12 protein-coding genes are annotated in these 15,037 nt (G+C 45.2%); all 12 read right to left on the minus strand.

The genetic code is table 11. The features are described 5' to 3' along the window. Positions 1–89: 89 nt before the first annotated feature. The 12 genes from DW025_RS11920 to cdaA all read right to left on the minus strand — a co-directional run bounded on the left by DW025_RS11920 (position 90) and on the right by cdaA (position 15,024). On the minus strand, positions 90–713 hold the full coding sequence (locus DW025_RS11920) for a hypothetical protein (protein ID WP_120000077.1): 624 nt from the start codon (positions 711–713) through the stop codon (positions 90–92). A 104-nt stretch (positions 714–817) separates the two neighbouring features. After that, the gene (gene srtB / locus DW025_RS11925; protein ID WP_120000057.1) at positions 818–1,780 is read right to left on the minus strand and encodes a class B sortase; all 963 of its coding nucleotides are present in this window, start codon (positions 1,778–1,780) and stop codon (positions 818–820) included. 7 nt (positions 1,781–1,787) lie between these two features. Further along, entirely contained in the window at positions 1,788–2,762 is a 975-nt protein-coding gene (locus DW025_RS11930; protein ID WP_158547582.1) for an LCP family protein, read from the minus strand. 97 nt (positions 2,763–2,859) lie between these two features. After that, positions 2,860–4,095, minus strand: a complete 1,236-nt coding sequence (glyA, locus tag DW025_RS11935) for a serine hydroxymethyltransferase (protein ID WP_015533968.1) — start codon at positions 4,093–4,095, stop codon at positions 2,860–2,862. A 46-nt stretch (positions 4,096–4,141) separates the two neighbouring features. Continuing rightward, entirely contained in the window at positions 4,142–5,104 is a 963-nt protein-coding gene (locus tag DW025_RS11940) for a glycosyltransferase family 2 protein (RefSeq protein WP_117875425.1), read from the minus strand. Positions 5,105–5,129: 25 nt separating this feature from the next. Then, positions 5,130–6,071 carry a hypothetical protein gene (locus DW025_RS11945; RefSeq protein ID WP_120000059.1) on the minus strand — a complete coding sequence of 314 codons (942 nt, stop codon included), beginning with the start codon at positions 6,069–6,071 and terminating at the stop codon, positions 5,130–5,132. A 146-nt stretch (positions 6,072–6,217) separates the two neighbouring features. Then, positions 6,218–8,794 (minus strand): ATP-dependent chaperone ClpB, encoded by a 2,577-nt coding sequence (gene clpB / locus DW025_RS11950; protein ID WP_117875423.1) that lies wholly within the window; start codon positions 8,792–8,794, stop codon positions 6,218–6,220. 131 nt (positions 8,795–8,925) lie between these two features. Continuing rightward, the gene (locus tag DW025_RS11955) at positions 8,926–10,389 is read right to left on the minus strand and encodes an LPXTG cell wall anchor domain-containing protein (protein ID WP_120000061.1); all 1,464 of its coding nucleotides are present in this window, start codon (positions 10,387–10,389) and stop codon (positions 8,926–8,928) included. 207 nt (positions 10,390–10,596) lie between these two features. Then, positions 10,597–12,045, minus strand: coding sequence for a glycoside hydrolase family 1 protein (locus DW025_RS11960; protein WP_120000063.1), 1,449 nt, complete (start codon positions 12,043–12,045; stop codon positions 10,597–10,599). A 60-nt stretch (positions 12,046–12,105) separates the two neighbouring features. Beyond that, positions 12,106–12,828, minus strand: coding sequence for an NAD-dependent protein deacylase (locus DW025_RS11965; protein ID WP_118758255.1), 723 nt, complete (start codon positions 12,826–12,828; stop codon positions 12,106–12,108). 23 nt (positions 12,829–12,851) lie between these two features. Then, positions 12,852–14,111 carry a CdaR family protein gene (locus DW025_RS11970; RefSeq protein ID WP_158547583.1) on the minus strand — a complete coding sequence of 420 codons (1,260 nt, stop codon included), beginning with the start codon at positions 14,109–14,111 and terminating at the stop codon, positions 12,852–12,854. Continuing rightward, the gene (cdaA, locus tag DW025_RS11975; protein WP_117549373.1) at positions 14,101–15,024 is read right to left on the minus strand and encodes a diadenylate cyclase CdaA; all 924 of its coding nucleotides are present in this window, start codon (positions 15,022–15,024) and stop codon (positions 14,101–14,103) included. Before cdaA ends, DW025_RS11970 begins: the two co-directional genes overlap by 11 nt. Positions 15,025–15,037: the final 13 nt, after the last annotated feature.

Raw genomic sequence — 15,037 nt, forward strand, 5'->3', positions numbered from 1 at the left:
TTTATGAAATAATCACTTGACTTTCTAAACATAAAAAAGAACTTTTGCACATATATATGCAAAAGTTCTTTTTTTATATACACTATATATTATTTTCTTATCTTTCTCACTGATACAACCACAAGTGCCGCCGCTACGATTCCGGTAAATATGTATATTGGAAGTCTGTCTCCTGTCTGTGGTGCCTTTCCTGCCTGTGATACACCCGCAGTCTGAGGATCATCATCATCCGGTATATCTATGTCATCCTTGACAAACACTGCAAGCTGTCCATCCGATGGGAATTCTGCCAGAAGAACTCCGCTCTCTACGCTGAATGGAATCTTGGTCCAGTCTCCGTCATCCGGAAGAAATCTCACCTGAACTGTCATATCACTGGTGATAGCCGCTCCTCTGATCTTTGTCGTCTCTATCTCAGAATAATCATAATCATTCACCGCTGTAACTGAGAACACTGCAAGAGTTGAATATCCATCCAATGATTTATCTCCAAGCACCTCCGATGGTGCATCTCCAAGCATGAGATTGTCAATATCCGCTATAGTTGTATCCGCCTCGGATATGAGAATGTGTGTCGAATCTGTCTCATAATCATTCTCCGGGCTGTTATTCGCAAATGCCGTAGTTCCGCAGCCTAATGTTATCGCCACCGCTGCAAGCCAGGCTGCCACTTTTCTCTTAAATGAAGCTGCCTTCCCCAATCTTGTTGTCATAACCTTCACTCCTTGTCTCCCTGATGTCCTTCTCCTGACATCATACTTTGTTCCAAAGTATACCATCATAAAAAGAGAGCGTCAATTGTGCAAAACTCCCTTTTTTATCTGGCATCCGCTTCTATTTCCCCTGTGAGTACCGACTGCACGATCCATCTTTTTCCATCCATTCCACAACATGTAGAAAGAGTCAGCAGTCTGCTGTCAACATCTATTTTTTGGTCATTTTGCACAACCCCAGTATCAAAATTCTCGTCAAATATTCCATCTATGTACGACCGTCTGCCTTTTTTGTCAGAGAAATCATTGTATGTGAATATATGTCTGTCATTTGTCCTGTATGCAGCAAACACCGTATAACACAGCGTACTGTTTGGTGTGTATACATACACATTCCTGTTGTTTCTGAGGAATTCCTCATCCTCATAATTGTGCAGAGTCTTGAACATAGTTCCACTGGACATGTTGTGTCCATACATGACCGTATCAAAATCCGAAAATTCTCTGGAATTTGCAGAGTCTATGAAGATTGCTCCATCAGGGCTGTACTCCCCATATGCATCATGGCTCAGATAATAGCTGTTGTCACTGCCCTGCAGTACCGCATAATCGACATCTGTTCCAGGTATGTATATCCACGCACATATATCCTGATTCTTTTTCTGAAGTTCATCAAAGTCCACCTTCACATGCGGGAATATCACATCATCAATTCCTGCATCCTGCTTGGACGAGGCATAGCTCTCCGTAGCTCCATCTGTTCCATAATCCACATACTCCCTGAGTGCCCGGTTTGCACGGTTGCTCCGGTTATGTGCAAACGCATATCTCACGATCAGGCAGATGCACACCAGCAAAACCACCGATGATACCCCCAAGACTACCTTCCATAAGAGCTTCTTACGCTCTCCTCCCGGTTCGGTCACCACTGCCTCTGTCTCAGGACTGTCGGTATTTCCATTTTCTGCGTGACTTTCCCGCTCATTGTCCTCGACAACGGATTGCGCGAGCGCCACCGCCTCTGCAATTTTTCTTTCTAATTCTTCCTGTCTATCATCGTTCTGCATACAGGCATTACTCCACTTCTCTGTAGAACATTTCGACAAGCTGCTCCTTTAACGCCGCATCGTCAACAATATATTCATCATAATAATTCTCTCTCTCATATGAACCCGGGAGCTCATACATTCCGTCATCAGTAAACTCCGCCCCGGCAAATTTCCACGCCAGATACAGCATCCCGGTTCTGGATATGTCTGTTGATATATATCCCGACATCTGTTCATACATATCCCATATTTTCAGGGGATTTCTCTTAAGCTTTTCCTTTAGCAGGCCGCACCATGCACACATGTACTGCTTCTGCCTGTCCATACGGGCGGCATTTGTTCCTATATCCTCCGAGGCACTGTTGCGCTCCGTCACATAATATACCGCCTGCTCCCCCGACAGTGTCACTGTCTCGCCCTGGCGTATATCTGCTCTGTCCAGATCCTCCATGGCTTTCACCGTCACTCCGCCGACAAGCTCGTTCATCTTGCTGATCCCATCAAAGTCAAGCGTCACATATGCATGTATCGGAAGTCCGTCAAGCAGTTCTGATACCGTATATTCCGTGAGTTCCGCACCGTCAGCCACATCACTGCCATATGAAAATGCCAGTGCTGCCTGAAGATTCTGGGTCGTGATATATTTGCCCGCAACACCAAATACCTTGACAGGTGCCAGAGTATCCCTGTTGATATTCAGGCATCTTATCGTCTTGTCCCTGACATTGAGTGTGACAAGTATCAGGGCATCCCCCTGTCCCACGGTGTCAGCCTCTCCTCTGGCATCCACACCGATACACAGTATATTAATGTTGTCTTCATCATACATGTAGCTGTGACCTTCATACAGCATTTCAGCATCCCTGGATCTTTGTCCTCTGAGGGAGCTTCTGCCCGCATGAAGATATGCCGCACATACCAGGATCACCGCCACAACTATAGCCAGAACAGCCACGGCTGCTATGAGTAATTTTTTCTTAACTTTACTGTTACTTTTCATGTTCATGTTCTCAAAAAGCGGCACGGAAACTTCCGTGCCGCTCTTGTTCTTATCTTATATGCCTGACGAACTGCAATGCATCAATATTTCTTATCGATTATGCATACAGTGGATACTTCTCTACAATGCTCTTTACAAGCTGCTCAGCCTTTGCCTTATCATTGTCAAGGACTGCTGCCTTTATGGCGTCTGCTATGATCTCCATGTCAGCCTCATTTGCACCTCTTGTGGTAACGGCTGGTGTACCAAGTCTTATTCCACTTGTTACAAATGGTGACTTAGGGTCGTTTGGAACAGTGTTCTTGTTTGCTGTGATATGAACCTCGTCAAGAAGCTTCTCAACTTCCTTACCTGTAAGTCCAAGTCTCTTGAGATCCATGAGCATCAGATGATTGTCTGTTCCGCCTGATACAATATCAAATCCTCTTGCCATGAGTGCCTTTGCAAGTGCTGCCGCATTCTTGACAACCTGCTCCTGATATGCCTTGAACTCAGGTGTAAGAGCCTCCTTGAAGCATACTGCCTTACCGGCTATCACATGCATGAGAGGACCGCCCTGGATTCCTGGGAATACTGCCTTGTTGAAATTGAACTTCTCATTTATCTCGTTGCTGCACATGATCATACCACCACGAGGTCCGCGGAGAGTCTTGTGTGTTGTGGTTGTTGTCACATGGGCATATGGGATTGGGCTCATGTGAAGTCCTGCTGCCACAAGTCCGGCGATGTGAGCCATATCGACCATAAGATATGCTCCAACCTCATCAGCGATCTCTCTGAATCTCTTGAAATCAATAGCTCTGGCATATGCTGAAGCTCCTGCTACGATAAGCTTTGGCTTGCACTCCTTTGCGATCTCGAGAACTCTGTCATAATCTATAAATCCGTCATCGTTTACACCGTATGGCACGCAGTGGAAATACTTTCCAGACATGTTGACCGGTGAACCGTGGGTGAGATGTCCGCCGTGATCAAGATTCATTCCCATAAATGTATCGCCAGGATTAAGTATTGCGAAGAATACTGCCATGTTTGCCTGTGCTCCTGAGTGTGGCTGTACATTCACATACTCACAGCCAAACAGCTCCTTGGCTCTCTCTCTCGCAAGGTCCTCAACAACATCCACATACTGACATCCACCGTAATATCTCTTACCAGGATATCCCTCTGCATACTTGTTGGTGAGATGGCTGCCCATGGCTGCCATAACCGCCTTTGATACTATATTCTCGGAAGCTATGAGCTCCAGATTGTTATTCTGTCTGTTGAACTCGTCTGTCATTGCTGCCGCTACTTCTGGATCTACCTTTGTTATCTCGTCAAAACTGAACATCGAATTTACCTCCATCAAAAATTTGTTCCTATTATACTCATATATATCACTGTTTTTCAACAGTAAAATTTAACATGTCCTTGTACTGGCCATACTCGTACTCATCATAAAAATATTCCTCAGGTCTTGCGGATATTCCAAGCTCGTCATACCATTCGCCGAGAAGCTTCTCTCTGAGCTTTGTCTTTGTCGGCTCCGCCAGCGTGTTGTAGTTCCACAGGCTGAAGTGAAGAGCGTAATTTATATAGTCCTTCTCTATCTCTGTGTACAGACCGTGATCCTTCAGCATCTGTCTGAGTGCCAGCAGCATGTGATAGAAGTTATCCCACGACTTCTCTCTGGTCTTGGACAGCGAATCCCGGGTATCCACTCTTCTGTGGATGAGTATCTCACTTACTGTACATATGCGCTCCGCCAGCACCAGCGCGCTGAACACGAACAGCGCATCATTTGTGGTTCTCTGCTCCTGGAATTTCAGATCATTCTTCATCACAAATTCCCTGAGATACAGCTTATCCCACGCCCATCCCACAAATGCTCTGAATATATTTGTGGATATCTGTCTGCGGTTAAACGGCTCATACGGTGGAAGTGCCCACTCTATCATGGCCCACTTCTCATATACATACTCCTCAGTATCCATGTTGTACTGGTCTGATTTGTAGATGACTATCTCCGCCTGCTCCTCCTCGGCTCTGCGGAAAGCCTTCTCTACCATCTCAGGCTCGTATAAATCGTCGCAGTCGAGAAACAGTATATATTTTCCTGTTGCCTCCTGCATTCCGCGGTTTCTTGCCGCACCCGCTCCGGCATTCTTCTCTCTTATAAGTACGATCCTGTCATCCTTCTGCGCATACTGTTCTATGATCTGCGACGAATTATCGGTGGATCCATCGTCAACGCATATTATCTGTATATTTCTAAGGGTCTGTCCGGTTATCATGTCCAGACATCCCTCTATGTAACTCTCCGCATTGTATACTGTCAACACAATCGATACATCAATCACTGATACACCCCCTCCATCTCATCTGTTAGTTTCTATGCAAAAGCTTCTTTACAGCCTTCTTCAGTGTCACCGGAACAAACATCACAGCCTTGCCCACACGGAACGTGGTTGATGTCTCATAGTTGATCCGCTGAGCTTCCATCTCTCTTCTGAGTTCATCTGCTTCTCTGTGACTCGCATCCAGCTCTTCAGCGCGTCGTCCCAGTTCATTGTTAAGGTCAAATATCTTTTTACTGTAGACTGCCTTACCGAGATAATATCTCTTGAGGAATCCCGGATCCTTTGCAAGGACATAGAGTCCGGTCTTCTCCTCCTGGCTGAACAGTTCCTGGTCAAGCTCATCAAGCTCCATGCTCCTGTGGAAGTCCACAGCCATGCGCTCCGCAAACTGCCAGCCCGCATCCTCTGTCATCCAGTGAAGCATCTCATAGTAACATCTCCATCTTTGAAGCGTGTAATATCCCTTCCATTTCTCCCACACAGACCAGTCCTGCATGAGATGATCCTTTATGCGGTCGTAGGTTATATTGACCGTGTACGCCGCATCCACATCGTCTATCCACACTGTGTCTATCTCAACTCTGTCACACATGTCACAGGCTGCAAACATCGCCCTATCAGCATGTGCAAATGCCATCCACAATATATACAGATCAGGAAACAGCCCCTGCTGATGTGCCTCCACTCCGTCGCAGTATGTGTTCAGAAAGCTTCTGCTGTAAAGCCCCGCGCACACATGCCGTATCGCTATCGATATCTCAGGAGACGATGCCAGGCTCATAACCACTTCCCGCTGGACACTGTCATCCATTCTGTCATCAAACACTCCGATAAATTCCAGTTTTCCCTGCACAGCCCTTTCTGCCAAGTGCTTCACAGCCTCCTCCGAAACAGCCACACATGGTCTCGCCAGAAAAACATAATCGCCAAGATCTATCTTTTTTAAGCTTACATTCTCTGTACTCACTCTCTGCCCTCCTCATGTAAATTTCAAATAATATACCGAACATTTTTCACCAGCGCCAATTATACCATTAATTTCACTTTTTGTGAATACAGAGAAGGGCGCAGGAGTAATACTCCTGCGCCCTTCTCTGTATGACCTGTATTATTTTATCTCTCATTTCCTGCCACAAGAGCCGTTCCATCATAATCGATGACTATGGCTGACTGTGTGCTTACGCTGCCCGCAAGTATCATCTTTGCAACCAGTGTCTCCACATTCTTCTGCAGATATCTCTTGAGCGGTCTTGCACCATACACCTGATCATATCCCTGATCGATGATGTGCTGCTTTGCACTCTCCGTAAGTTTGATAGTGATCTCCCTGTCTGCCAGTCTGCTGTTGAGATCTGCCATGAGAAGATCAACTATACCACTGATGTTGTCCTTAGACAGTGCCCTGAATGTGATGATCTCATCGATACGGTTCAGGAACTCAGGTCTGAATCTGCTCTTAAGCTGAGCCATTACGTCATTCTTCAGTTCATCTGTGATCTCTCCGCCGGCAGCTGCGATATCCGCACCACCGATATTTGATGTCATGATAATGATCGTATTCTTGAAGTCCACAGTTCTGCCCTGAGAATCCGTGATACGTCCATCATCAAGCACCTGAAGGAGCACATTGAACACATCCGGATGTGCCTTCTCTATCTCATCAAAGAGGACAACCGAATATGGCTTTCTACGAACAGCCTCTGTCAGCTGACCGCCTTCATCATAACCTACATATCCCGGAGGCGCTCCTATAAGTCTTGACACACTGTGCTTTTCCATGTATTCACTCATATCAATACGAACCATGTTCTGCTCATTGTCAAACAATGCCGCTGCAAGACTTTTTGCAAGCTCTGTCTTACCAACACCGGTTGGTCCAAGGAAGATAAATGAACCTATCGGTTTGCTAGGATCCTTTATTCCCGCCTTTGATCTGATGATCGCATCGCTGACATAGTCAACGGCTTCATCCTGACCTACAACTCTCTTCTTAAGTTCGCTGGCAAGATTGAGGGTCTTGCTCTTCTCGCTCTCAGTAAGCTTTGCAACAGGAATTCCTGTCCACTTGGATACGATCTTCGATATCTCATCTTCTGAAACTACCTCATGGACAAGCTCCCTCTCCTTATCTGAAGCTGTAGACTCAGCCTCTGCAAGTTCCTTCTGGATAGCAGGAAGCTTACCATACTGAAGCTCTGCTGCCTTGTTCAGGTCATAGTTTCTCTGAGCAGCCTGTATATCGGCCTTGACCTGCTCCATCTCTTCCTTGAGTGTTCTTATCTTCTCAACTGCAGCCTTTTCATTCTCCCACTTTGCTTTCAGGGAATTTGCCTGATCCTTGAGTTCTGCCAGTTCAGCCTGAAGGTCTGCCAGTCTCTGCTTTGACAGATTATCCTCCTCCTTCTTAAGGGCTGTCTCCTCAATCTCCAGCTGCATTATCTTACGTGTGATCTCATCCACTTCAACAGGCATTGAATCAAGCTCTGTCTTGATCATGGCACACGCCTCGTCAACAAGATCTATTGCCTTATCCGGCAGGAATCTGTCTGTTATATATCTGTTGGAAAGAACCGCTGCGCTTACAAGGGCACCATCTGATATCTTAACTCCATGGAACACCTCGTACCTCTCCTTGATTCCTCGAAGGATAGATATTGTATCTTCAACGGTTGGCTCATCCACCATAACCGGCTGGAAACGTCTCTCAAGAGCCGCATCCTTCTCTATATACTGTCTGTACTCGTTCAGTGTTGTGGCACCTATACAGTGCAGCTCACCCCTTGCAAGCATAGGCTTAAGCATGTTTCCCGCATCCATTGCACCATCAGTCTTGCCTGCTCCGACGATAGTGTGAAGCTCATCGATGAACATAATCACTTCACCCTCAGACTTCTTAACCTCATCAAGGACATTCTTAAGTCTCTCTTCAAATTCACCTCTGTACTTGGCCCCGGCCACAAGAGCTCCCATATCAAGTGCAAATATCTTCTTGTTCTTAAGTCCCTCTGGCACATCACCTCTGAGTATCCTCTGTGCAAGTCCCTCTACAACCGCAGTCTTACCTACACCAGGCTCACCGATAAGCACCGGATTGTTCTTTGTCTTCCTTGACAGGATCCTGATCACATTTCGTATCTCAGCGTCACGTCCTATTACCGGGTCAAGTTTCTGCTGTCTTGCCCTCTCGACCAGATCATATCCGAACTTCTCCATAGCCTCATATGAGCTCTCCGGATCATCGCTGTCCACCTTGTGGTTACCTCTGATTTCTGCCAGCTCCTTGAGGAATGCATTCCTGCTAACTCCCCAGCCTTTAAGAAGCTCCTTGATATCCGAATCAGCCTTATCCACCATGCCGAGGAACAAATGCTCAACAGACACATATGTGTCGCCCATCTGCTTTGCTTCCTTCTCTGCCTGGATGAGAGCCTTTGAGAAGTTATTTCCGGCATACATATTGCCACCGCTGACCTTCGGCAACCTTGCCAGCTTATCCTCCACCGCATTCACGGCACCAGTAACATTCACGCCCATCTTCTCAAATATCTTGGCTATCAAACTGTCATCTATCTCAAGCAAGCCAGCCAAAAGGTGCATCTGCGTAAGTTCCTGATTGTCGTACTCCAGAGCTTTTTCTTTTGCTTTCTCTACAACTTCCAACGATTTACGTGTGTATTTATCCATCTCCATAGCTGTTTACCTCCTAAACTAAACTTTCAGGGAACTGATACCTTAATATCACTTCCCTGTCTGATGATAATATAACACACTTGTTAGCACTCGTCAATACTGAGTGCTAACATTTTTTTTATTATTTTAAATTATTTCTCTCTACGGTAAACTACCACCCCGGCAGCCCCTAATAAACATGTCATCATGACTATGAGCATCAATGCCACATTTACGTCATCTCCGGTATTTGGAGCACCTGACTCCTTTTTTGAGTCTGCTACAGTTGTATTCTCTGTTGCGGTCACGTTAGTTTTCTCATCGGTTGTCTGTCTCTCTGTTGTTACCTTCTCTGTCGTCTGCTCACTTGACGTTGGTTTTTCAGTTGAAGGTTCATTTGTAGTTGGTTCATTTGTAGTCGGTTCATTTGTTACTGGTACATTCCCCTTCTTTACCACTACCTTTGCAGCAGGAGATGCATAATAATTTTTGGTCTCCTTATATCTCACATAATAATTTCCATCTGCAAGTTTCTTAAGTACCGTGCTTTCACAATCCAACCATTTTTTCTTGTCAACACTATATTCCATTGACATCTTCAGATTAGATATCTGACCATCATTTTTCCCATCCACAGTTTCTGCCGTTGCGACCAAACCTGTAGGTGCCTTCTGCTTTGCCTTATCTATTGTGAACTCTTCCACGATCTGTCCATGCATGGTATTCTCACCCTTGATAGTAACTGTAGCTGTTCCCGCATCAATATTATCCGCATATACACATGAGTAACTTTTTCCCTCTGTCAGAGTCTTTCCGCCATAAGAAACCGTAACCGCAGGTTTCTTTTCTTTTCCATCATACACATACGATTTTGGAGCAATGCTGACAGCGACATCTGCATCATCCGACAAGCTGCGGTAACGGAGAATAAAATCCTTAGCCTTGGCTCCTGTCTCATCATCAATGATTGTCGTTCCTTCTACAGAAAGTCCCTCTGGTACAAACTCCTTCACACCGTCAAATCCATCTGCAATATGCCCAAAGTTGCTAAGTCCGTCACTGTTCTGTACCGTAAATACACAGTCTGTATCCATCTCAAGTTTTTCAAACCAACACTGTGAACCGTTGAGCGTCACATTTGAGCCATTATTCAGACAGATTCCATCTTTTGTCATCCAGTTGATACTATCCGTAATGAATTTGACATTTGACAAAGTCAGCATAGCATTAGTAAATCCAACACTTCCATTTGTGATACCGCAATTTAATGTTCCGTTTTTCACGTATAACGAATAATCAAAATTCATCATCTGCAAAGTGACACTTTTACCGTTGAGATCTATAATGATATGTTTATTATGTTCACCATCATTGTATCCTATAGAAGCCGAAGGATCATATATATCACTAATTATACATATTGTATAGCCATTCTGTGCGGCTGCAAATGCATCAGCCAGTGTAGCATATGATCCGATCTCATCGCCATTGCCATCCGTCACAATTGCCACATCCCCATCCGCGGCCTGCACCTTCACAGAGTTCTTTCCCGCAATAATCACTACAGCAAATATACATGCCATAATCAACCCAGTTACCAATTTCTTTAATTTCATAATTATCCCTTTCCTCCTGTCTTTAATTCCTGGCAGTTACTGCCAGATATTGCCATCAACATAACAAATAATTATAATACACTGGGGCTTTTAGTAAACTAGCCAAACGGCTAGTTTTAAAAATTAAATGACTAAATGCATAACTTTAGTACGAAAAAGAACCAGCACTTATGTGCCGGTTCTCCCTGTTCTGATATTATTCTATTATCACAGCTCCTCACCATTGGTCTCTATAACATGTTTGTACCAATAATAAGAATCCTTCTTGTATCTGTTCAGAGTTCCACTGTTCTCGTCCTCTTCTCTGTCCACATACACAAATCCGTATCTCTTCTGATATCCGTTGAGCCAGCTGAGAAGATCTGTGTAAGACCATGTGCAGTATGCCAGGACACGGCAGCCATCATCACACGCTTTCTTGAGCTCCTCTATGTGATGTTTCAGGTAATCTATCCTGTACGGATCATGGATCTCCCCATCCTCAAACTTGTCAAATGCGCCAAGGCCATTCTCAGATATGACTATAGGAAGATCATATCTCGATGTTATCTGTCTGCAGCACATGCGAAGTCCCATCGGATCGATGGTCCAATCCCAGTCTGTCGTAGGTAGGAATTCATTTGCAGGATTCTTGTAGAGCCCCGGAACGCCCTGCACCTTTGCCGTGCCCTTCTTGCCGGTCGTGTTCATCTCGTGAGTCGTTCCCACTCCGTCTATCGGGTTGTGCTCGACAACGCATGACTGATAATAGTTTACACCCATGAAATCTATGAGACCTGCAGCCTTCCTGAGGATATCCTCGTCACCGTCCTCCATAACCGGAGTTAGATCCTTGCTCTTGAGGTAAGCAGCGGCAGCCCTTGGATAACGGCCATAGGCATACATATCCATCCAGTAGAAGTTGTTCAGATCATCATAATCCATCTTCGCCATCGCATTTTCAGGCTTTCTGTCAAATGCGTATGACGGTGTGTATGCGAAGGATGAACCGACCTTAGCATCCGGGCAGATCTCCTTGAGTGCAATAACACTCTTGGCGTGTGCCATAAATGCATGATGGTTTACCTGATAGAACATCTTCTGGTCATCAACCTTTCCTGGTGGGTGCATCCCTGCATTCCAGCCAAGACCTGTAAATACATTCTGCTCATTCATGATTATCCAGTGTTTCACCCTGTCACTGTATCTCTCAAACAGAACCTTTGCATATCTGACGAAATCATCGACTATTCGCCTGCTCTCCCATCCGTGATACTGCTCCTCAAGTGCCTGCGGCATATCCCAGTGGTACACGGTCACCATAGGAACTATATTATTCTTTACAAGCTCGTTGATAAGATCATCATAGAACCGGAGTCCCTTCTCATTGACCTCACCGTTGCCGTCAGGTATTATTCTCGGCCAGGATATTGAGAATCTGTAAGTCTTAAGTCCCATCTCAGCCATAAGTGCCACATCTTCCTTATATCTGTGGTAGTGATCCACGGCCTTATCTCCGGTAGTTGCCTTGAATGTCTTGCCAGGAATCCTCACGAACTCATCCCAGTTGGATGGACCTTTCCCATCCTCATTCCATGCTCCCTCAACCTGATATGCGGCAGATGCACTGCCCCACAGAAAATCTTTCGGGAAACCTTTGGATTTCTCAAAATACATAAATCGCCCTCCATATCGTATTTATATCAGGCATGCCTTCTCCATGCCTTTTTATCGTTATTACAGACTGCCAAGTACATCACCGATCTTATCCGCAATAAGAAGATCGGCATTTGCATCCGACTGTGTCGGGGACATATTTATAACCACCAGTTTCCGCCCCCTGAAATATCTGATAAGTCCTGCTGCCGGATACACAACAAGCGATGTACCACCGATTATCATCGTATCCGCCTCGGATATATACTGGAGTGCCCTCGACATATTATCCTCATCAAGTGCCTCCTCATACAGCACCACATCCGGTTTTACAGTGCCTCCGCACTTTTCACACTTAGGCACACCATCCGAATTGACTATATAATCCAGGTCATAGAAAGCATGGCATTTCTCACAGTAATTTCTATGAACAGAACCATGGAGTTCTATGACATTCCTGCTACCTGCCATCTGGTGAAGTCCGTCGATATTCTGCGTTATCACCGCCTTGAGCTTTCCCTGTTTCTCAAGCTCCGCCAGCTTTATATGAGCCTTGTTCGGCTTTGCATCAGCAAATATCATCTTGTCCTTATAGAATCTGTAAAATTCCTCCGGGTTACGTCTGTAAAAGCTGTGGCTGATTATAGTTTCCGGCGGATACTTATACTTCTGATTATACAGTCCATCCACACTTCTAAAATCTGGTATACCGCTCTCCGTCGATACTCCTGCACCGCCAAAGAAAACGATATTATCCGAATCTTCTATCATCTGTCTCAGCTCATTCAACTTTTCTGTATCCATATACATACACCTCCAGACAATGACTACTGTGTCTCAGTAACCTTTACCATAACTGTACACGTATTTACCACGGTGTACTTATCTCCATCAGGGACACTGAGCGTGATCGTATTATCGCCATATGAGAGCTTGGAAGCATCTATGGACAGCTTCAGGCTCTTGGCCGATACCTTGGACACCGCACTTGAGATTCCGCTCACGGTTATCGTATTGCTATCACCCATGCTCATCTCATAGCTGTATCCACTCTGCTTGCCCCTCAGGATGATATCCCCTGTGGTCACCGTTATATTTCTTGTAACTGATTTCTCGATCGCTATCTTCACATTGATGTATGCGCTCTCCTTTGTCACGACCACACCCTCTGGAAGATACTTTGATACATCAAGTGTAGTCTCAACATCTGCTGTACATCCGCTCACATCAACATCCGTTATATCAAGGCTTGTTATATCCTTTATTATCGATGCGTCTCCACCTATATCAACGGTCTCCGGTACATATGTTATATCTGATACAAGATATCCATCCGCAGGATCTCCTGTGACATCCACATGAACAGGTATATTCTTAGTCTTGTATACCGGAACTGTGACTGCTATCGATATCTCATCGTAGGATATCGACTTGTCTGATACCTTCTCACCATCAGCGGTTACAAATACAGGCGTACAGTTTGTCGTTATATCATCCTTTGCACTGGTCACATCAACTGTCACCTCTGCACGATCTATGCTCGAAACTATACTTGCAGCACCCTTTATCGTTATGAGGTTTGGAGCTGCCACACTGTTACCAACCGTATATCCGGAAGCAACCTCGCCTGTTGTCACCACGGACACAGGAACTGACACTGACTTCTCGTCCTCAAGTTCAACTGACAGCACGTTGTCCACAACAGTTATGCTGACCTTTTTAGCTATGTTGGTGCTGTTCGCAGTTACAGTGATAGGCACCGCATTTGTTATGGATATCTTTGACATATCCGCTACAGCCTTGAAATCCGACGCATCAAGATCACTTATAAGTGATTTACGTCCTTTGACGACTATATCCACGGTATCACCTGAAGTTATCGTGTACAACTGATTCTGACTTGTTATGGCGTCAGTATTTACCAGATTGACCGGAATGTCCCTTATGGTCCTTGTCACGGCTGAATCATCGATATTCAGTACAAGAAGCCACACCAGAAATCCAAGCACAACCGACAGAAGCTTAAGACCTATATTGCTGTATATCTTATTTGCCTTTTTCTTAGGCTCTGCGCTGTTATTTTTCATTCTCATCAGCCTCCTTTCTGGAAGCTTTATTCTTATTCTCCACAACGACTCTCTTTCTCCGCTTAACCGGACGGACACCTGAAGACCTGTGGCTCTTTCTTCCGTTATACTCCTTGCACAGCGTCTGAAGATGACTTCTCACGCCCTCGCTGTCCAGATTCCTGAAGAGCTCGCCTCCCTGTGCAATGGATATTGAACCTGTCTCCTCAGATACGATAAGAGTCATACTGTCTGACACCTCACTGATACCTATACCGGCTCTGTGTCGTGTTCCAAGCTCCTTGTTGATGGAGTCATTTGCAGACAGTGGCAGATAACATGTGGCAGAAACCACCCTGTTCTTTCTTATAATCACCGCACCATCATGAAGCGGTGTGTTGTGCTCAAATATATTGAGAAGTAACTGGTTAGTCACGACCGCATCGATCGGTATTCCCGTATCAATATACTCGCCCAGTGCAACTTCATTCTCAATGACTATGAGTGCACCGGTACGGTTTGCAGACAGGACCTGGGCCGTCTTCACAAGCTCATATATCGTTTTCTCCGATATAACACCATCATCCTCGCCATCTCGTATAATGTAATTGATCAGCTTCTTTCTTCCAAGCTGTTCAAGTCCTCGTCTGAACTCCGGCTGGAACAGGATCACCACCGCAATTATTCCCACACTGAATGCATTCTTAAGCAGATATAAGATCGTATTGAACTGGAACATCGCCGCAATGGCAGTGAAGAGCACGATCATAACTATACCCTTCAGAAGAGTCCATGCTCTGCTCTGCTTGAACCACAACATGATCCTGTATATAAAGAATGACAAAATAAGTATCTCTATTATATCTACTGTGCCTGGAACTGTTATATAAAACCAATCAAAATACGTTGATATAAACGTTGATATCTTATCCATTTCATCCTCCTTT

The sequence above is a fragment of the Coprococcus sp. AF38-1 genome (assembly GCF_003603945.1).
In the GTDB taxonomy this organism is placed as follows: Bacteria; Bacillota; Clostridia; order Lachnospirales; family Lachnospiraceae; genus Coprococcus; species Coprococcus aceti.